The following is a 19,757-nucleotide window of genomic DNA, read 5'->3' on the forward strand; positions in this document are numbered from 1 at the left end:
TGCCGGTGTTCCGCGTCACGTGGTTTCCACCTTCCCTCCCCTCCCATGCACAGTTGACAGCGGTATGACCATTGGGCGATCTGTCGGGAGCGCGCCCGAGAGAAAGACCCGCTGCATGTCCGAGACCGCTGCCGGCACCGTCATCGTCATTTCCAGCCACGTCATGCGCGGCTCCGTCGGCAATCGGGCAGCCGTGTTTGCGCTGGAAACATTGGGCTTCACCGTCTGGGCCGTGCCGACCGTCATCATGCCCTGGCATCCCGGCCATGGCCGCTCGACGCGGATGGCGATCGATCCCGAGACGTTCGATGCCATGCTGGGCGAGCTTGCGGCGTCGCCCTGGATCGGCGAGGTCCGCGCCGTGCTGTCCGGGTATCTCGGCAATGCGCAGCAGATCGAGGCGGTCGCGCGGCTGGTGGAGACGCTGAAGGCGCGCAACCCTCACCTCCTCTATGCCTGCGATCCGGTGATCGGCGACAGGGGCGATCTCTACGTGCCGGAAACGGTGGCCTCGGGCATTCGGGATCGCTTGATTCCGCTCGCGGGGTTGGCCACGCCGAACCGGTTCGAGCTGTCCTGGCTTTCGAGCGCCGCTCTCGACAGCAATGCGGCCATTCTCGAAGCGGCTCTGGCGCTTGGGCCATCGCGGATGTTGGTGACATCGGCGATCGCGATGATGAATGGAAGCACGGGCAACCTCTATCTCTCCGGGCATCACGCGCTGCTTGCCGAGCACAGGCTGGTCGACAATCCGCCCAACGGAACAGGCGATCTGATGGCAGCTTTGTTTCTGGGAAGGATTCTGGAGGGCCACAGCGAGGAGAAGGCGCTGCAGCTTGCGACCGCCAGCGTGTTCGAGATGGTCGCCCGTTCGGCGCGTCGCGGCGCGGACGAGCTGACGCTGCAGCAGGATGCACATTGCCTCACGGGTCCCATGTCGCTCGTGCAGATGCGTCACCTGATGCATCCGGGGCAGGCGCGCAAACGCTGAGAGCCGTCTTCAAGGGCGGTTTGCGTGCTTTCCACGTCCGCATTAACCGACCTGCCGCGATGCTCTTGCCTCATCGCACCATCGGCGTTTAAACACAGGCAGAAAAAAGGGCAAAGTCACATGTATAATTTTCCAGAGAACCTGCTTGGCGGCTACCGGAAATTCATGACCGGCCGTTTCTCCGAGCAGCAGGCCCGCTACAAGACGCTGGCTGAATCCGGACAGCAGCCGAAGACCCTGATCGTCGCGTGCTGCGATTCGCGCGCGGCGCCGGAGACGATCTTCGACAGCGGCCCGGGCGAACTCTTCGTGGTGCGCAACGTCGCCAACATGGTTCCGCCCTTCGAGCCGGACGGCCAGTATCATTCGACGTCGGCAGCACTCGAATTCGCCGTCCAGTCGCTGCGCGTCAAGGATATCGTCGTCATGGGACACGGTCGCTGCGGCGGCATCAAGGCCGTGCTCGATGCCGATGCGGAGCCATTGTCACCCGGCGACTTCATCGGCAAATGGATGAACATGCTGAAGCCGGCGGCCGAGCAGATCGCCGGCAACGCCATCATGACGGCAGCGGAGCGCCAGCGCGCGATGGAGCATGTGTCGATCCGCAATTCCATCGTCAATCTGCGGACGTTCCCCTGCGTGCAGATCCTAGAACAGCGCGGCAAGCTGCAGCTTCACGGCGCCTGGTTCGATATTTCGACCGGGGAACTGTGGGTGATGGATCCGAAGTCGGGTGATTTTTCCCGGCCCGGAACATGATGCGACGCATGACATGAGAGCGTGAAAAGGCTGCCTGGATCAAACCATCGCAGCCTTTTTCACGTCCGAGCCCATGTCCGGATATGAAAAAGCCCCGGACCGTTGTCTGGCCGGGGCTCCGCATAAGACAGGATTGAAGAGATCAGCCGTCGATGTCGGCGGCGATCTGGGCGATTGCCTGCTGGTAGACGCTGGCGGCGTTCCAGCCCTGGATCGCGCCGAAATTGGCCTGGCCCGGCTGGTAGCCGCCCCCTGCCCGCCAGCCATGACCGCGCAGGAAGTTCGCCGTGGAGGTCAGGGCGTCGGCCTTGGACCGAACCATGTCGACATGCCCGTTGCCGTCGCCGTCGACGCCGTACTTCACGACGTTTGCCGGAAGGAACTGCGTCTGGCCGATTTCGCCATGCGCCGCACCGCGGGCGTCCGTCGAGAGATCGCCGCGCTGGACGAGCGTCAGGGCTGCGTAGAGCTGGTCGGTGAAATAGTCGGACCGACGGCAGTCATAGGCGAGCGTGGAGACGGCGGACAGCGTGTGCTCCTTGCCCATGAAGCCGCCGAAGCCGGTTTCCATGCCCCAGATCGCAATCAGCGGTCCGGCGGGCACGCCGTAGCGCTGTTCGATCGACGCGAAGAGCGCCGCATTCTGCGCCTTCATCTTCTTTCCGCGCGAGACGATGGCAGCACCACCGCGCTTCTTCATGAATTCGTTGAGCGAAAGCTTGAAGCTCTTCTGGCCACGGTCGGCGCGGATGGTCGCCGTGTTGTAATTCACATTGGCAAAGGCACGATCGAGAACGGCCGGGCTGATCCGGCCGGAGGCTTCCTGCTTGAAATCCTGCACCCAGGCATCGAAGCCGGCGGAGGTGTTGCCGCAACTGGCGGCAAAGGCTGCTTGCGGTACGAGGGCGGTGGCTGCAGCCAGTGCAAGACCTGCCAGTGCGAACGTCTTCTTCAGCATAAAAAACCCCGTAGCCCTGCTTCTGATGGCTGCCGACTTTGCTCGCAAGCAGAGGCAGCGCCTTGATGTTTCACGTGAATCCGTCCGCAAGCGTTCGTCTTCACATCTGGTCCGGGGCCCGCCAGCCATTCGATTGGCGGGTTCCCTCATTTCTTGCCGGTGATCAGGCAGCCTGCTTCTTGGCCGTGATCAACCCACGTGCAACCAACAGTTCCGCGATCTGGATCGCGTTGAGCGCTGCACCCTTGCGCAGATTATCGGAGACGACCCAGATGTTCAGACCGTTTTCGACGGTCGCATCCTCACGAATGCGTGAAATATAGGTCGCGTCCTCACCGGCGCTTTCGTAAGGCGTGATGTATCCACCATTTTCGTGCTTGTCGATGACCAAGCAACCCGGCGCCTCGCGCAGGATGTCGCGGGCCTGATCGGCAGTGATCTCGTTCTCGAACTCGATGTTGACCGATTCCGAATGGCCGATGAAGACGGGAACGCGCACGGCCGTGCAGGTGACCTTGATCTTCGGGTCGAGCATCTTCTTGGTTTCGGCCAGAACCTTCCATTCTTCCTTCGTGTAGCCGTCTTCCATGAAGCTATCGATGTGCGGAATGACGTTGAAGGCGATCCGCTTGGTGAACTTCTTGCTTTCGACCGGATCGGCGACGAAGACGGCGCGGGTCTGGTTGAAGAGCTCGTCCATGCCGTCCTTGCCGGCGCCCGATACGGACTGGTAGGTCGAGACGACGACGCGCTTGATCTTGGCGAAGTCATGCAGCGGCTTCAGCGCGACGACGAGCTGCGCCGTGGAGCAATTCGGATTGGCGATGATGTTGCGCTTGGTGAACTGGGTGATCGCATCAGGGTTCACTTCCGGCACGATCAGCGGCACGTCGGCATCATAGCGCCATGCCGAGGAATTATCGATGACGACGCAGCCCTGCGCGCCGATCTTCGGGGAATACTTCAGCGACACAGCGCCGCCGGCCGACATCAGGCAGATGTCGGTGTCGGAAAAGTCGTAATTCTCGAGGTTCTTGACCTTCAGCGTCTTGTCGCCGAAGGATACTTCGGTGCCATGCGACCGGGCGGAGGCCAGCGCCACGACCTCATCGGCCGGGAAACCGCGTTCGGAAAGGATGTTGAGCATTTCGCGCCCGACATTGCCGGTGGCGCCTGCTACGGCGATCTTGAAACCCATTGTCTTGCTCTCTTTCTCTTCTCTCCGCGGAAGCTGGGGGAGAAACCCGGACCGCCTGCGGCGCGGGCTTCGCGTCCCCGGCCGTGCCGGGGAGAGAGCGGTGGGCCAGAGACGTCAGACGGTTTTCGTCGTCGTTTTGGCCGTGTTTGTGAAAAGTGCGGACATGGATTCACGCGCTCCTGCCGAAGCAAGACCGTCTGCGCTGCCGATGATGGACATCCGACGAAGCATGAACCCTTCCCTTTCCGTTGCTGCTCATATTCATTCCGCCGATAAAGTCAAGGTTTTTCACCGGCAGGGACGGGCCGGACGCAGCGTAGTCTTAGACGAAAGTCATAAGCCGAAAGCATCGCTGCCCGATGGGTCTGCGATCTGGCATTCTTGCCTATCGGTGCATCCGGTAAACCGATCGAGGAGGATCGTGGCATGCACGTTTTGGGAGGACGACTGCAATGGCAAATGTGACATCCGTGGGCCGAACGAAGGCCGCACCGATGACCGGGGAGGAGCGAAAGGTCATTTTCGCCTCGTCGCTCGGCACCGTGTTCGAGTGGTATGATTTCTATCTCTACGGTTCGCTTGCCGTGTATATCGGCGCAACCTTCTTCAGTCAGTATCCGGAAACGACGCGCAATATCTTCGCGCTGCTCGCCTTCGCCGCCGGCTTCCTCGTCCGGCCCTTCGGCGCCCTCGTCTTCGGGCGGCTCGGCGATCTCGTCGGGCGCAAGTACACCTTTCTGGTCACCATCCTCATCATGGGTCTCTCGACCTTCCTCGTCGGCATCCTGCCGGGTGCCGCGACCATCGGCATCGCCGCACCGATCATCCTGATCCTCCTGCGCATGCTGCAGGGTCTGGCGCTCGGCGGCGAATACGGGGGTGCCGCCACCTATGTGGCAGAGCATGCGCCGCAGGGCCGACGCGGCTATTTCACGTCCTGGATCCAGACGACGGCGACGCTCGGGCTGTTCCTGTCGCTGATCGTCATCCTCGGCGTCCAGTTCGCCCTCGGCAAGGAGGCGTTTGCGGCCTGGGGCTGGCGCATTCCGTTCCTGGTCTCCGTCGTGCTTCTCGGCGTGTCCGTCTGGATCCGCTTGAAGATGAACGAGTCTCCGGCCTTCAAGAAGATGAAGGAAGAAGGCAAGACCTCGAAGGCGCCTCTCAAGGAGGCTTTCGGAACCTGGAAGAACGCCAAGATCGGCATTCTCGCGCTCTTCGGCGCCACCATGGGCCAGGCCGTCGTCTGGTATTGCGGCCAGTTCTATGCGCTGTTCTTCCTGCAGAACATCCTGAAGGTGGATGGTCAGTCGGCCAATATCATGGTCGCGATCTCGCTGCTCGTCGGCACGAGCTTCTTCGTCATCTTCGGTCTGCTCTCCGACAAGATCGGCCGTAAGCCGATCATCATGGCCGGGCTGCTGCTGGCCATGCTGACCTACTTCCCGCTGTTCAAGGCGATGACCTGGACGGCCAACCCGGCGCTGGCCGAGGCTCAGGCGACCGTCCGCGCGACGGTCACGGCCGATCCGGCGGATTGCACCTTCCAGTTCAACCCCACGGGCACGGCAAAGTTCACCACCTCCTGCGACGTCGCAACCGCGTTCCTGACGCGCAATTCCGTGCCCTACGACATCGTTCCCGGTCCGGCCGGACAGGCCGCGACCGTGAAGATCGGCGAGGCCAGCGTGCCGAGCTACGACACCGTGGCTGCCGGTGCGGATGCAAAGACCAAGGCTTCGGCCTTCGAGAAGGGCATCAACATGGCACTTCACGATGCGGGCTATCCCCTGCAGCGTGGTGCGGCGAAGGTGCCGGACAGCAGGCTCGACGGCTTCGTTGCCGGCAATCCGGAACTGTCGCTCGATCCGGCAACGGTCCGCGCGTCGGCGCCGGCGACGATGACGGCCGACCAACTGGTGGCTGCCAAGCTGCTGACGGCCGAGGAAGCGGCCGGCGTGACGTCGATGCCGGTCTACACGGTGGCGAACGGCGGGACCTATTCGATGGTCGCCGATCCGCAGCGCGTGAACTGGATCGGCACGATCGCCATCCTGACGGTGCTGGTTATCTACGTGACCATGGTCTACGGCCCGATCGCGGCGCTTCTGGTCGAGCTGTTCCCGACCCGCATCCGCTACTCGGGCATGTCCCTGCCCTACCACATCGGCAATGGCTGGTTCGGTGGTCTGCTTCCGGCCATGGCCTTTGCAATGAGCGCGGCCAAGGGCGACATCTATTACGGCCTTTGGTACCCGATCATCTTTGCAGGCATCACGCTGGTGATCGGCCTCTTGTTCCTGCCGGAGACAAAGGATCGCGACATCCACGCCATGGATTGAGAAAGTCTGAGTTTCGAAGGATACGAACCCGGCGGGCTTTCCGCCGGGTTTTTTCGTCAGACGTCCCCGTGGTTCGGGAACTGCGTCTTCGGGCGTGGCCAGCCCTTCTCATCAAGCCGGAACACCCAATTCTTGCGAGCAAAGAGGAAGGCGATCATCAGGGCGCTCCAGAGGCCGACGAGAAGACCGGCGGCGACGTCGCTCGGATAATGCGCGCCGACGACCACCCGGGTCACGCCGATGGTGAGCGCGCCGAGCGCAAAGAGGATCCGCAGTCGCGGCGCCAGCATGGCAAAGGCTCCGAAGAAGGAGCCGACGGCCGCCGAATGGCCGGAGGGGAAGCTCTGGAACAGCCAGTCCGACGCGAAGGGGTTCAGGCTGTACGCACCGAGATCGGAAAAGGCCTCCGGGCGGGCCCGGCCGATGAAGAACTTGAGGATGTGCACCACGGCGCTGGCGGTGCCGATCGTCACCAGGAAATAGAGCGACAGGCGGCGCGCCGCCCTCGCCTTTTCGGCGAGCCCGTGGCTGCTGACGACACGCGCGAGGATATAGGCGATGATCACCAGCGTCGCCGAGCCGTAGATCATCCAGGCGAAGGTGCCGAAATCGGTGATGCGCGCGTTGAAAGCGACGAAGGGTTCCGGCAGCGCCTGCGCCGATTGCGAGAGGCGCGGATCGAACGGCACGAGTGCGACGACAAGAAGGATGGCGCTGAGGAGCAGCCAGACGGAGGAGGAAATCGGCCTGTTCATGATGGTCCTTTCGATCTCGCCTGATGTGTTTTCGCTTTTGCTGAAGTCAACCTCCGGACATGAAAAAGCCCCGGTCTCCGCAGGGAGCCGGGGCATTCGACAGGCTTCTCGATGAATATCAGGCCGAAAGCGCCTTGAACTCGGCAAGAATGGCGTCGCCCATTTCGGTGGTGCCCACCTGTCGGGCGCCGGGCGCCATGATGTCGCCGGTGCGGATGCCCTTGTCGAGAACGTTGGCGATCGCCTTTTCCAGACGGTCCGCTTCCGAGATCATGTTGAACGAGTAGCGCAGACACATGGCGAAGGACGCGATCATGGCGATCGGATTGGCGATGCCCTGGCCGGCGATGTCGGGCGCCGAGCCATGAACGGGCTCGTACATCGCCTTGCGTTTGCCGGTGGTCCCGTCGGGCGCGCCGAGCGAAGCGGAGGGCAGCATGCCGAGCGAGCCGGTGAGCATGGAAGCGACGTCCGATAGCATGTCGCCGAACAGGTTGTCGGTGACGATGACGTCGAACTGCTTGGGCTGGCGGACGAGCTGCATGCCACCGGCGTCGGCCAGCATGTGGTCCAGCTGCACGTCCGAATATTTTTCCTTGTGCGTCGCGGTGACGACCTGGTTCCAGAGGACGCCGGACTTCATGACGTTGCGCTTTTCCATCGAGCAGACGCGGTTCGAGCGCGTGCGGGCGAGTTCGAAGGCGACGCCGGCGATCCGCTCGATTTCGTAGGTGTCGTAGACCTGCGTGTCGATGCCGCGTTTCTGGCCGTTGCCAAGGTCGATGATCTCCTTCGGCTCGCCGAAATAGACGCCGCCCGTCAGTTCGCGGACGATGAGGATGTCGAGGCCCTCGACCAGTTCGGGCTTCAGCGACGATGCGGCCGAAAGTGCGGGATAGCAGATGGCGGGGCGCAGGTTCGCAAACAGCTGCATGTCCTTGCGCAGGCGCAGAAGGCCGGCTTCGGGACGCGCTTCATACGGCACGTCGTCCCATTTCGGGCCGCCTACGGCGCCGAAGAGCACGGCATCGGCCGTCATGGCTTTGGCCATGTCGGCATCCGAGATGGCGGCGCCATGGGCGTCATAGGCCGAACCGCCGACGAGACCCGTGTCGGTGACGAAGCCTGCGCCCGTTTCCATGTTCATGTGGTCGATGATCTTGACGACCTCGGCCATGGCTTCCGGACCGATGCCGTCACCCGGCAGAAGGAAAAGTGTGCGCGTGGACAAGGTGGCCTCCCAATGACGTGCCTGACTGATGGCTTTGACCGAAACGAACGGACTGCGGCGATGCCGCTTGCGTGCCGGTTCCTTAGCGCAAGTCGCTCGGCAGGAAAATGCCACTTCGCCAAGAATGAGACCTGTCCTGTCAGGTTTTGACCGGCACGGCCCTGGTGAGACCGCCGAGCCAATCGAGATAACGGGCATAGGCGAAATGCAGTGCGATGCCGACGAGGACGAACAGGGTCCCGAGCATGGGGTCCTTGCCGGTGACGAACAGAAGCACCTGGCCGATCATTGCGAGGATCGTTCCGAAGATGAAGACGGGCAGCGAGTGCCGCCCGATCATGACCAGGGGATGATCGAGGCGAAGGCGCGACAGACGATTGAAGACCGGCGTGATCGCGAGAAGGTAGCCGAGCGCAAGGACATGGAGCAAGCGGGTCAGGGACAGGAAGGTCTTGTCGAAGCCGGTAAGGACGGCGGGCAGCCCGTAGGAGAAATCGATCGACCACCAGGAAAACAGCACCCAGACAAAGGAGATGCCGACATAGAGCGCGGCGACCGAGACGAGGGCCGGGTGGCGCGGAAGGGAGTTGCCGGCCCGGCTGCGCATCATGGCGACGAGGCCGATGGCGAACAGGAACTGCCAGGAAAACGGGTTCAGGAACCAGTAGTTATGATCGAGGAAGTTGATCGGCACAATGTGAAAGAGGCCCGCGAGAAGCCAGACGAGCGAGGACACGCCGAGGAGGAGGGCAGGGCTCACCTTCTGCAACAGGAGCATGGCCGGGAGCATGAGAAAGACCACCGCATACATGGAGAGGATGTTGTTGTAGCCGAATTGGTGACCCAGCAGCACCATGGCCACGACGCCCTGCTCCGTATTGTCGACCATTGGGCGGATATTGATTTCGCCGATCAGATCCTGCCGGTGGAAATACAGCGCACCGCCGGCAAAGATGGCAAGCGTGATGATGCTCGACATGATGTGGGCGATATAGAGCGTGAAGGCGCGACGCCAGATGCGCAGGCTGAGCGCCAGCCTGTTGCCGGGCAGGAATTTGCGCCCATAGGCAAGCCCGGCTGAAAGGCCCGAGATCAGCACGAAGGCTTCGGCCGAATCCGAAAAGCCGAAGTTCTTGGTCGTGAGATATTCGAGATACTGCCCCGGTACATGGTTGATGAAGATCATCAACAGGCAGATGGCCCGGTAGGTATCGAGCCGCGTGTCCCGCTCGGCCGGGACCGGGATTCCGGTGACCGGCCGGCCGGGGAGCGGTGAGGGCACCGGCTGCAACAAGGGTTGCAGCAGGGCAGGAGGCGTGGTGCGCAGCACCGGTGGCGTGTCTTGAAGCATTCGAAGTGTCTCATGCGGATTTTGGCGCCCCAGCCCCTCAACCTCGCCGATATCGTTCAGGCTTCCTTGGTGGCCGGCCCCGGTTCGCCGGGGCCGGCTTTACCTTGAATGGCTAGAGCAAAACGCCATCATGCGCGTTTTTTGTGACAGTCGTATCAACCGTCACGTCAAACACACCATTATCGTCGACGCTTCTCGCCACGGCAACCTCGTGCACCTTGCCATCGATCGTCAGCCGGGCCTTGAAGCCTTGCCAGTCCGAGGGAAGGGCGGGATCGACGATCAGGCGGTCGCCTTCCTTGCGCAGGCCGAGAATGCCTTCGACGGCCACGCGATAGAGCCAGGCGGCCGAACCTGTGTACCAGGTCCATCCGCCGCGACCGGTGAGGTCGCCATGGCCGTAGACGTCGGCGGCCACGACATAGGGCTCGACCCGGTAGACATTGGCGTCTTCGCGGTTCAGCGCATGGGTGACCGGGTTCAGCATCTGGAAGGCCTTCCAGGCGTCGTCGCCTCGCTTGAGGCGGGCAAGCGCCAGCACGACCCATGTGGCTGCATGGGTATACTGACCGCCGTTCTCACGAACGCCCGGCGGATAGGCCTTGATGTAGCCCGGGTCCTGCTCGGTGCCGGACAGCGGCGGGGTAAACAGGCGGATCAGGCGATGTTCGTCGTCGGCAAGTTCCGCAAGCACCGCATCCATGGCCTGCTTGCCGCGGGCCGGGTCGCCTTCGCCGGAGAGCACGCTCCAGGACTGGGCGATCGAGTCGATGCGGCATTCGTCCGATGTGGCCGAGCCGAGCGGCGTGCCGTCGTCGTAATAGCCGCGACGGTAATGCGTGCCGTCCCAGCCGGCCGTTTCGAGCGCCTGCTTGAGCCGCTCGAGATGCGCGGTCCACGCCGTGACGCGGGCGCTGTCGCCGCGTGTCTGGGCAATGCCCGTGAAGGCGCGCAGGGTTGAGGCGAGGAACCAGCCGAGCCAGACGCTGGTGCCCCGGCCTTCAATGCCAACCCGGTTCATGCCGTCGTTCCAGTCGCCGCCGAGGATCAGCGGCAGGCCGTTCTCGCCGGTCCGCTTGATGGCGAGGTCCAGGGCCCGTGCGCAGTGCTCGTAGAGGCTTGCGGTGGTTTCCGAGACCTTCGGCTGGAAGAAGCTGTCGTGCTGGCCGGGCTCGAGCGCCGCCCCTTCGATGAAGGGAATGGTCTCGTCGAGAATGTCCGTGGTGCCGGTCACCTCGCAGTAGTGCTGCGTGGCATGGCCGAGCCAGACGACGTCGTCGGAGATCAGCGTGCGCACGCCGGCGCCCGAACCCGGCAGCCACCAATGCAGCACGTCGCCTTCCGCAAACTGCCGGGCAGCCGCGTTGAGGATCTGCGCCCGCGCCAGTTCCGGCCGGTGCACGATGAAGGCCAGCGTATCCTGAAGCTGATCGCGGAAGCCGAACGCGCCGCTTGCCTGATAGAAGGCCGAGCGGGCGAGGATCCGGCAACCGAGACTCTGGTAGGGAAGCCAGCGGTTGACCAGGTTGTTGAACGCCTTGTCCGGGGTTTCGATCTGCACGACGCCGGTGAAGGCTTCCCAATAGGCGGTCGACGCTTCGAGCACCGCATCGAACGTGTCGGCCTTGGCGGATTCCAGATGTTCGAGCGCCTGGGCGCGGTTGTCGCTGTCGCCCATGTAGAAGACGAGGTCGCGGGTTTCGCCCGGTTTCAGGGTGACGTCGAGCGACAGTGCCGCGCAGGCATCGCCATCGATGTCGGAGCTGCCGGTGAGAATGGCACCGTCGACCACCGCCTGCGGCGCGAGAATGCCGCCCGTGCGGCCGAGGAACTCCCGCCGGCTTGCCGTGAAGCTGGTCGGCGTCTCGCTGACCGCGAGATAGGCCGTCCGTCCGGCATAGTCGATGCTGTAGGGGTTGGTCGCCGACATCATTCCCGCGACGTCGTCATAATGGCAGACGACGAAGGGCGCGGTCTTGGCGCGGTTGTTGCCCAGCACCCATTCGACATAGCCGTAGAGGCGCAGGCGACGGGCTTCGCCGGCGCCGTTCGTGAGGCGCAGGCGGGTGTATTTCACCGGCAGGGTGCGATGCACGGTCTGCGTGGCTTCCACCGTCAGGCCATCCTGCACGCTGCTGAAGGTGGAGACACCCAGGCCATGGCGGGTTTCGAAGGTCACATCCCTGCGGCGCGAGAGCGCACCATAGGGGGTGACGACCGAGCCGCTGGTCATGTCCTTGATGAAGATCGCTTCCCCGGCACGGTTGCCGACGGGATCGTTGGTCCAGGACGTCAGCTGGTAATCGCGCGAATTGCGGCTCCAGGTGAAGGCCGAGCCTTCGGCCGAGACATGGAAGCCGAAGATGTCGTTGGAGATGACGTTGATCCACGGATGCGGCGTCGCCTCGCCACCGCGCAGACGCGTGACGTATTCGCGGCCGTCGGTGGAGAAGCCGCCATAGCCGTTCCAGAAGTCGAGGCCGTCGCCGGAAATCGTGGCGGGTGCGGCGTCGATGGCGATCGGTGCTGCCAGAAGCGGCACGGAGCCCACGGCCGGCTTGTCCTTCTTGATGCTCGGCGTCGAATAGAGGGCTTCGGCGCGGGCCATCTGGTCGGAGATCTTGCCGTTGCGGGCATGAAAGACCGCGCGCGAGGCCGACAGAAGCGCCGCCCATGTCTCGGCTTCCATGATGTCGCGGCGAACCGCGAAGACGTGCTGGCGCGCACCATCGGACTGGCTGCGCAGGCGCAGGTTTTCGCACATGCTGTCGATCGCATGCTGCATGTCCTGGGCGTAGGAGGCGGCACGCTCGTTGATGATCACCAGATCCGCGGTGACGCCGCGCGCACGCATATATTCCTGCGCACGCAGGGCTTCCCGGGCGATGCCCATATCGACATCGTCATTGATGCGGACGGTGAAGATCGGGAAGTCACCGGAAATCGACAGGGGCCACAGGGCCGATTGCGGCCCGAGACCGGCGCGGACGGTGGCCGTGTCCGCGCGCAGCTGCATGTCGGGATAGACGAGGTAGCGGCCAAGGATCTGGAAGCTTGCCGCCTCCTGCGAGGTCACGCCGACATGGCGCATCTGCACCTGGCTGCGCGTCCACGCGTGGATCATCTCATGGCTGAAGCTGTCGGGGTGGCGATAGCGCTCGACGGCGCGGTCGATATCGGACCCGTTCGGTGCCGCGATCGTCCAGAAGATGACGCTGACCTTCTTGCCGGCGGGAACCCGCACGGTGCGTCGAAGCGCCATGACGGGGTCGAGCGTGAATCCGGATGTGCCGGAGAGGCTGACATCGCCATCGAAGGCGCGGGCTTCCGCCAGTGTGCGGCCTTCGCCGATAAAGCGGCGGCGGTCGGTTTCGACCTCCGTCGGCCGGTCGGTGCCGGCATTGTCGACGATCAGGTGCGCGACCTGCATGTCGGGCTCGCTCGGCGTGCGCTTGTTGCGCATCACGCGGATGAGATCGCCCCGCGCGTCGATTTCCGTCTTGAGGAACATCTTGGCAAACAGCGGATGCGCATTGTCGGTGTCGTCGGTCGTCAGGACCGGTTCGGCATAGGAGGTCACTTCGATGAAGCGGTCTTCCGAGCCGGTGTTGACGAGCGTGACGCGCCGGCCTTCGGCATCGTGCTCGGTCGCGACGATGACCTCGACCTCACTGGTGAGATCGCCGACGATCTTGATGAACTCGGCCTTGTCGTCGCCGAACCGGGTCGTCGCCTTTTCGCCTTCCGCACGGCGCGGCTCGGCGGTTGCCGACCACCAGTCGCCGGTGGCGGTATCGCGCAGGAAGATGAAGGTCCCCGTGCGGTCCTCGACCGGGTCCGGCTTCCAGCGCACGACGGTCTGTCCGTTCCAGCGGGAGTAACCGGAGCCGACGGCGGTCAGCATGATCGCATAATGGCCGTTGGACAGGAACACGGTCTCGCGGTCCTTGGCGATCGGATTGGTGACGACGCGAACCTCGGGGCGAAGCAGGTCTTCCTGACCCTTGCCCAGCGCTTCCGGTTCGCGCTTGGCATTGATGATCGGGATGTCCCGCGGCGCCTTTTCCTGGAGCAGGAGTTCGGCGGCCTCGATGACCGGATCGGCGTGGAACCACTCGCGCAGGCGGCCATTGAAGACCACGTTGGCGACGGCGGCGATCGACATGCCATGGTGGTGGGCATAGTAGTTGCGCACGACGGCGCAGGTCTTGCCTTCGGGAACGCGGGTCGGGGTGAAGTCGACCGAGTCGTAGAAGCCGTACATGCCGAGTGCGCCGAAGCCACGCAGACGCTCCAGGTTGGAGAGTGCGGCCTTCGGATCGTACATGCTTGCCAGGATCGAGGCGTAGGGCGCGATGACGGCATTCTGGCCGAGGCCACGCTTCAGGCCGAGCGAGGGCACGCCGAAGTTGGTGTACTGATAGGTCAGCTCATGGTCGCGTGCATTGAACGCGGCTTCCGAGATGCCCCACGGCGTGCCGAGACGGCGACCATGGTTCATCTGCTCGCGCACGATCAGGTTGTTCGTCTGGTTGAGGATGCCGCCCTGGCGTTCCTGCATGACGAGCGGGGGCATCAGATATTCGAACATCGAGCCGGACCAGGAGACCAGCGCGCCGCGCGCGCCGATCGGCACGACCGGACGGCCGAGCTTGTACCAGTGCTCCGTCGGAAGGTCGCCCTTGGCGATCGCAAACAGGCTGGTCAGGCGGCATTCGGAGGCCAGAAGATCGTAGCAGGCTTCGTCGAGCTCGCCGCTGTTGACGCGGTAGCCGATCGAGAGCAGGCGGCGCTCCTTGCGGAAGAGGAAGGTGAAGTCCATCGAGAAGGCGATGTCGCGGCTGCGGTTGCGCAACACGACGAGGCGCTGGCGCAGAGCATCGATGGCACCGAGATCGAAGGTGCTGTCGGCGATATGCGCTTCGCAGGTCTGGACCAGAAGGCTCGCCCACTTGACGACTTCGCCGCTCGCGCCGCTCTTGACCTCGTGGTCGAGGTTCAGCGAGAGTTTTTGGATGTCGCGGGCAAGGACCGAGAGGTTGATGACGCGGATCGAGGCGAACTCATGCTCGCGCTTCACCGCCTGCAACGCGCTCTGGAAGCCGATCAGGCGTTCCTCGATGCGGCGGCGCAGCGGGCGGACCGTCTTGCGGTCGTCGGGAAGAGCGGCCAGCATTTCGGCAAGGATCGACACCACGTCGCCGATGCCGTCCAGGCTGCCCTGCACGTGAGCGGAAGGCGCTTCCGCCCATTCGCGGCACATGGAGGAGACGGCGATGAGATGGCCGGCAAGATTGCCGCTGTCGACAGCCGAGATGTATTTCGGCTCCATCGTTTCCAGGCGGTTGGTCGTGTACCAGTTGAACAGATGGCCGCGATATTTCGGCATGCCATCGACGGTCGCGATGGTTTCCTCGAGCCGACGGATGGTTTCCTCGAAACCGATCCAGCCGAAATCGCGGGCCGACATGACCGAGAGCAGGTAGACGCCGATATTGGTCGGAGACGTGCGTTCCGCAAGGATCGGATGCGGGATTTCCTGGAAGTTGTCCGGCGGCAGGAAGTGCTGCTCTGCGGTGACGAAGTCCTCGTAGAAGCGCCAGGTGCGGCGCGCGATCTTGCGGAACTCGGCCTTCACCTCATCGGAAACGTCAAGCTGGTCCTCGGTTTCGGCCGACTGGCTGACCAGCCAGGCAATGGCGGGAGACAGGGCCCAGAGAACGGCAAAGGGAATGCCGATGAAGGGCAGGCCGGTGGCCGAAACGGCGGCCAGCGCGAGCGAAACCACGGCGATGACCGGCGCGATCCACATGGCGCGGTAGTAGTCGAGCACGGAGCCGGTCGCAGCACTCTGGACCTGTGCCGCCGTGCGCCATTCCAGCATCAGCTTGCGGCTGACGAAGGTGCGGTAGATGGCACGAGCGATCGCATCCGCCATCATGCCGGCGGAATGGGCGATGAACACGATGCGCAGCGCGACCTGCGCATTGGCGGCGCTGATTTCCGACAGGACGGCATGGAAATGGGCGCGGGCGACGATGTCGTTGCGTCGCGGCATCAGGCCGGAGATGAGCGACAGGGTGGGAGCGACGAAGAGCGAGAAGATCAGCACGACCTGCCAGATCAGCGCCTGCGTCGGTTCCATGTAGTACCAGCCGAGCACGGACGCGATCAGCCAGGCGACGGGGATCAGCGAGCGGCGCAGATTGTCGTACATCTTCCAGCGGCCGAGCATGGACAGGCCGTTCGAGGGGCTGAAGATGTAGGGAAGGAGCTGCCAGTCGCCACGCGCCCAGCGATGCTGGCGCGAGGTCTCGACCTCGTAGCGGGTGGGGAAGTCCTCGACCAGCTCGACGTCCGTCACCAGCGCGCAACGCGCGAGCGATCCTTCGAGAAGGTCGTGGCTGAGAACCGCGTTCTCGTCGATGCGGCCCTTGATCGCCGCCTCGAAGGCGTCGACATGGTAGAGACCCTTGCCGGTGAAGGTGCCTTCCGAAACGATATCCTGATAGACGTCCGACACGGTGAAGACATAGGGGTCGATGCCGCGATTGGCGGAGAAGATGCGCTGGAAGGACGAGGCTTCGCTGCCGGTCGTCAGCGACGGGGTCACGCGCGGCTGCAGGATCGAGTAGCCCGACAGGATCTTCTGGTTCTTGGCGTCGATCACCGGACGGTTGATGGGGTGGTACAGCTTGCCGACAAGCTTGGTGACGGCATCGCGCATCAGGCGCGTGTCGCTGTCGAGCGTCATGACGTACTGGACGTTTTCCGGCACCTTGTCGGCGCCGGCGATGAACGTCGTGTCGCGATCGCCACGCAGGAGAAGGTTGAGCTCGTGCAGCTTGCCGCGCTTGCGTTCCCAGCCCATCCACGCGCCTTCGCCCTCGTTGTAGAGACGGCGGCGGTGCAAGAGATAAAAGCGGGTGCGGCCATCATGCGCGTAGCGCTTGGAGAGCGTCGCGATCTCGCCCTTGGCATAGTCCAGCACGTCGAGGTCCGCGTTCGTTTCCTCGGTCTGGCTGTCGGCCCAATCGCTGACCAAGGCGAAGTATATCTCGCCCTTGGGGTTTGCGAGGTAATGAACCTCGATATTGCGAACGAGTTCATCGACGTGATCGCGCTTGGAGATCAGGCAGGGGACGACGACGAGGGTGCGGGCGTCTTCGGGAACGCCGGAGAGGAACTCGTATCCGACCAGTCGCGACGGGGTCAGGAAGAAGGTCACGACGGTGTTGAAGAGGCCGGCCGCACCTTCCGAGGCGGGCAGGGCGAAAAGCAGCAGGATGATCAGCTTGGCGCCGGTCGGCATCTCCATCGGGCTAATGAAGTCGTAGACGAGCACCATGGCAAGGATGGTCAGAAGGATATTGGGCAGGGCGATGGCGAGCCAGCCCATGCGGCGCGCGATGCGCACCACCGACTGGACGAGCGTCGGCCGATAGCCGATCGCCTCCTCGAAGGCATCCGTCCTGTTGCCGACCAGGAAGTCGCCGACGTTGCTGGAATGGGGCTGGATATCGTCCGGTACGGGCTCCGTGCCCGTCCGGTTCTCTGTCCCGTCCTCCGGCACGATCGCGTCCGACGACGTGCGGGTCGGCACGGCACGGGTTCCAGCGGTCGTCTCGCTGGCTGGCGCGTCTGCGGCACCACCTGCAGCCATGGCGATCGCGCGCTGGGTGACGTCCAGCTCTGTCAGGCCGGAGCGCTTGGCGAGCCGTTCGATCGTCGTGCGGTACTTGTTGCGCGAGCCGAAATCGAGCGACATGTAATCGGAATGCTCGCGCAGCTCGGCATCGAGCTTGCTGACGCTTTCGAACCAGACGGCCCAGTCATTGTCGTCGATTTCGCGGAGCGAGCGGATAATGTTGCTCATCGTCGCGTTGCCGGACGACAGGCGGTTCTGTTCGGCGACCAGGGCGGCCTCGACATCGCTGCCGCGCTTTTCCAGTTGCTCCTCGAGCCAGGCGATCACGACGCGGCCGCTCTGCGAGCCGTCGCGCAGGCGGTAGAGAAGCTGGGCGACGAAGGAATTGTCGGCCGTCAGGTCTTCATAGTCCTTGAGAAGCGTCGCGGATTTGTCCGGATCGCTCAGGCGGACGATCTGGTCGGCGACATCGTTCGCCTTGTTGCGCATGGCCCGCGAGCGTTCGACGCGGATGGCGATGCGACGCAGATTTTCGATCAGGATGAAGCGCAGGATGGAGGGGAGGGCCCAGAGCTCGCCGATCTTGAACGTGGCATGCTCGTGGAAGCCTTCGACCATGGCGGTCAGGCTCTCGCGCGAGACGGTGGAATGCGTGTGGGCCGTATAGAGCCAGGCCAGCGCCATGGTGCGGGGAATGGACGAACCGGCGACGGGTATCGTCGGCAGCTGGCGATAGAACTTGCGGGGAAAGTCGCGCCGCACCTCCTGAATAGCCTCTTCCACGACATAATGGTTGTCGAGCAGCCATTCCGCCGCCGGCGTGATGGTGGCGCCGCCTTCCACGTCGGCCGCCGTGATCTTGTAGACCCGGAAGATCTCGCCTTCGTTCTCGCGATGACGCTGGTGGAACTCGAACGGGAAGAAGCTCGGCAGGCTCGTTGCGCCATCCCGTGCCAGTGCTGCCCCTGCCGCCCGAAGTTCGTCGTTCGTGAAATAGGTCGAACGGATCGAGTCGTTGGTGTCGAGGAGGGCGGGCTGGGCTTCGCGCGGCGAGGTCGTGTGTGTGTCTTGCAGGGCCATGGAGGGGGTTCTGGATCCAACCGTTGAGTTAAGATGAGGCGACTGTACGGGGCACAGTCGGTCGGCGTGAGGCGTGGCCTCTCATTCGGGCGCTTTCACGGCGCCGGTATCGTTTGCAGTTATACCACCGCCGGGAGAGACCGGCTTGGGCAATCCGCCACCACCATAACGCCGCTCCGCAGGACGCGGTTTGCAGAGACGATCTCCGCTGCCGACCGTTGAGAGAACCGATCGAATGTGCGGAAACTGAATTTAAGGCTTTGTTTTCTAGCGGGATGCCGGTGCGCTTGCAAGGTAAAGCGCGGCTTCGGCATGGCTTGAAACCGGTCTGGACGCCGGACGGGGACAGGCGCGGTCAAAGATGTTTTCGGATGAAATTCGATGACCGCCACCTCCCGGGCTCGAAGCGAAGCATGGCCGTTCTCTCGGCGCGACAACGCGGCTCAGGCAGTTTTGTTCCGTAAGCCATGCACAAAGTTCCGCGGTCTCGTCACATCACGTGACCTGGCCCATGATCCAGTCCCGGAAGGCGAGGCCCGCCTGGTTCTCCATCTTTCCTTCTGGCACGACGAGGTAATAGCTGTTCTCGGTCTTCATCGGCCGGTCGAACACCACGACAAGACGTCCGATGGCCAGTTCGTGCTCGATCAGATAGCGCGGCAGGAGCGCGAAGCCGAGCCCGGCGATCGCCGCTTCGATCACCATGGCGAACTGGTCGAAGCGGCTGCCGCGATAGGCGCTGCGCGCCGTCGTGCCGTTCGCCTCGAACCATTCCGCCCACATTTTCGGCCGGGTCGCGAGATGGAGCAAAGGTGCCCCGTCGAGATCGACAGGGGCGCCGGCTGGATGCCGCGCGAGAAGCTCGGCGCTTGCCACGGGCACGATGACTTCGCTGCAGAGATAGTCGCAGATCGCATGCGCCCAGACCGATTGCCCGTAGTGAATGGCGACATCGAAGTTTTCTTCTGCAAAGTCGAATGGCTGCGACCTTGCTGCGATGTTCAGGATCGTATCGGGGTACAGGCGGAGAAAGTCGGAGAGGCGCGGCGTCAGCCAGCGACTGCCGAAGGTCGGCAGCGTCGCGATCGACAGGGCATTGTCGGACCGGGCGGCACCCATGGCCCGCACCATCAACTCTTCCGATTGGCGCAGCAACCGGCGCACCTCGGGCAGAAACTTCTGTCCGGCATCCGACAGGATGACCCGCTGGCGGATGCGCTCGAACAGCAGCACGCCGAGCTGGCTTTCAAGATCCTTGATCTGGCGGCTGACGGCGCTCTGGGTGAGGCTGAGTTCGGCAGCGGCCTGCGTGAAGCTGCCGTGACGTGCGGCGCATTCGAACGCCTGCAGCGTGGCGATGTCGGGAACCAGTCGTCGGCTCAACTTCATTCCGCCCCCGCATGATCATAGTCAAAACAGTCGCAATCAAAGCGCATTTCGGGGT

10 protein-coding genes are annotated in these 19,757 nt (G+C 63.5%); 3 read left to right on the forward strand and 7 right to left on the reverse strand.

All coding sequences use genetic code 11. From position 1 onward, the window contains the following. Positions 1-115: 115 nt before the first annotated feature. Both pdxY and C8J36_RS11700 read left to right on the forward strand, forming a co-directional pair. A complete protein-coding gene (pdxY, locus tag C8J36_RS11695) occupies positions 116-991 on the forward strand; it encodes a pyridoxal kinase PdxY (RefSeq protein WP_132535102.1) in 876 nt (291 codons plus the stop codon). Positions 992-1,111: 120 nt separating this feature from the next. Next, on the forward strand, positions 1,112-1,753 hold the full coding sequence (locus C8J36_RS11700) for a carbonic anhydrase (protein WP_062593600.1): 642 nt from the start codon (positions 1,112-1,114) through the stop codon (positions 1,751-1,753). 142 nt (positions 1,754-1,895) lie between these two features. Here C8J36_RS11700 and C8J36_RS11705 read toward each other — a convergent pair whose 3' ends face one another. Both C8J36_RS11705 and C8J36_RS11710 read right to left on the reverse strand, forming a co-directional pair. Further along, a complete protein-coding gene (locus C8J36_RS11705; protein WP_062593603.1) occupies positions 1,896-2,711 on the reverse strand; it encodes a lytic transglycosylase domain-containing protein in 816 nt (271 codons plus the stop codon). A 163-nt stretch (positions 2,712-2,874) separates the two neighbouring features. Next, on the reverse strand, positions 2,875-3,909 hold the full coding sequence (locus tag C8J36_RS11710; RefSeq protein ID WP_062593604.1) for an aspartate-semialdehyde dehydrogenase: 1,035 nt from the start codon (positions 3,907-3,909) through the stop codon (positions 2,875-2,877). 452 nt (positions 3,910-4,361) lie between these two features. On the opposite strand from C8J36_RS11710, the gene C8J36_RS11715 reads away from it, so the two are divergent. Further along, on the forward strand, positions 4,362-6,248 hold the full coding sequence (locus C8J36_RS11715) for an MFS transporter (protein WP_132535104.1): 1,887 nt from the start codon (positions 4,362-4,364) through the stop codon (positions 6,246-6,248). Positions 6,249-6,304: 56 nt separating this feature from the next. Here C8J36_RS11715 and C8J36_RS11720 read toward each other — a convergent pair whose 3' ends face one another. The 5 genes from C8J36_RS11720 to C8J36_RS11745 form a co-directional block, all read right to left on the reverse strand. Continuing rightward, positions 6,305-7,003: a phosphatase PAP2 family protein gene (locus C8J36_RS11720; protein ID WP_132535106.1), complete on the reverse strand. Its 699-nt coding sequence runs from the start codon at positions 7,001-7,003 to the stop codon at positions 6,305-6,307. Between the two features lie 118 nt (positions 7,004-7,121). Next, the gene (leuB, locus tag C8J36_RS11725) at positions 7,122-8,234 is read right to left on the reverse strand and encodes a 3-isopropylmalate dehydrogenase (protein ID WP_132535107.1); all 1,113 of its coding nucleotides are present in this window, start codon (positions 8,232-8,234) and stop codon (positions 7,122-7,124) included. Between the two features lie 139 nt (positions 8,235-8,373). After that, positions 8,374-9,585, reverse strand: coding sequence for an OpgC domain-containing protein (gene opgC, locus C8J36_RS11730; RefSeq protein WP_132535109.1), 1,212 nt, complete (start codon positions 9,583-9,585; stop codon positions 8,374-8,376). A gap of 112 nt (positions 9,586-9,697) precedes the next feature. Continuing rightward, positions 9,698-18,313: a glucoamylase family protein gene (locus C8J36_RS11735; RefSeq protein WP_245506533.1), complete on the reverse strand. Its 8,616-nt coding sequence runs from the start codon at positions 18,311-18,313 to the stop codon at positions 9,698-9,700. 495 nt (positions 18,314-18,808) lie between these two features. Continuing rightward, positions 18,809-19,702 (reverse strand): LysR family transcriptional regulator, encoded by an 894-nt coding sequence (locus tag C8J36_RS11745; protein WP_132535111.1) that lies wholly within the window; start codon positions 19,700-19,702, stop codon positions 18,809-18,811. Positions 19,703-19,757: the final 55 nt, after the last annotated feature.

The organism is Rhizobium sp. PP-F2F-G48 (assembly GCF_004342335.1).
In the GTDB taxonomy this organism is placed as follows: Bacteria; Pseudomonadota; Alphaproteobacteria; order Rhizobiales; family Rhizobiaceae; genus Ferranicluibacter.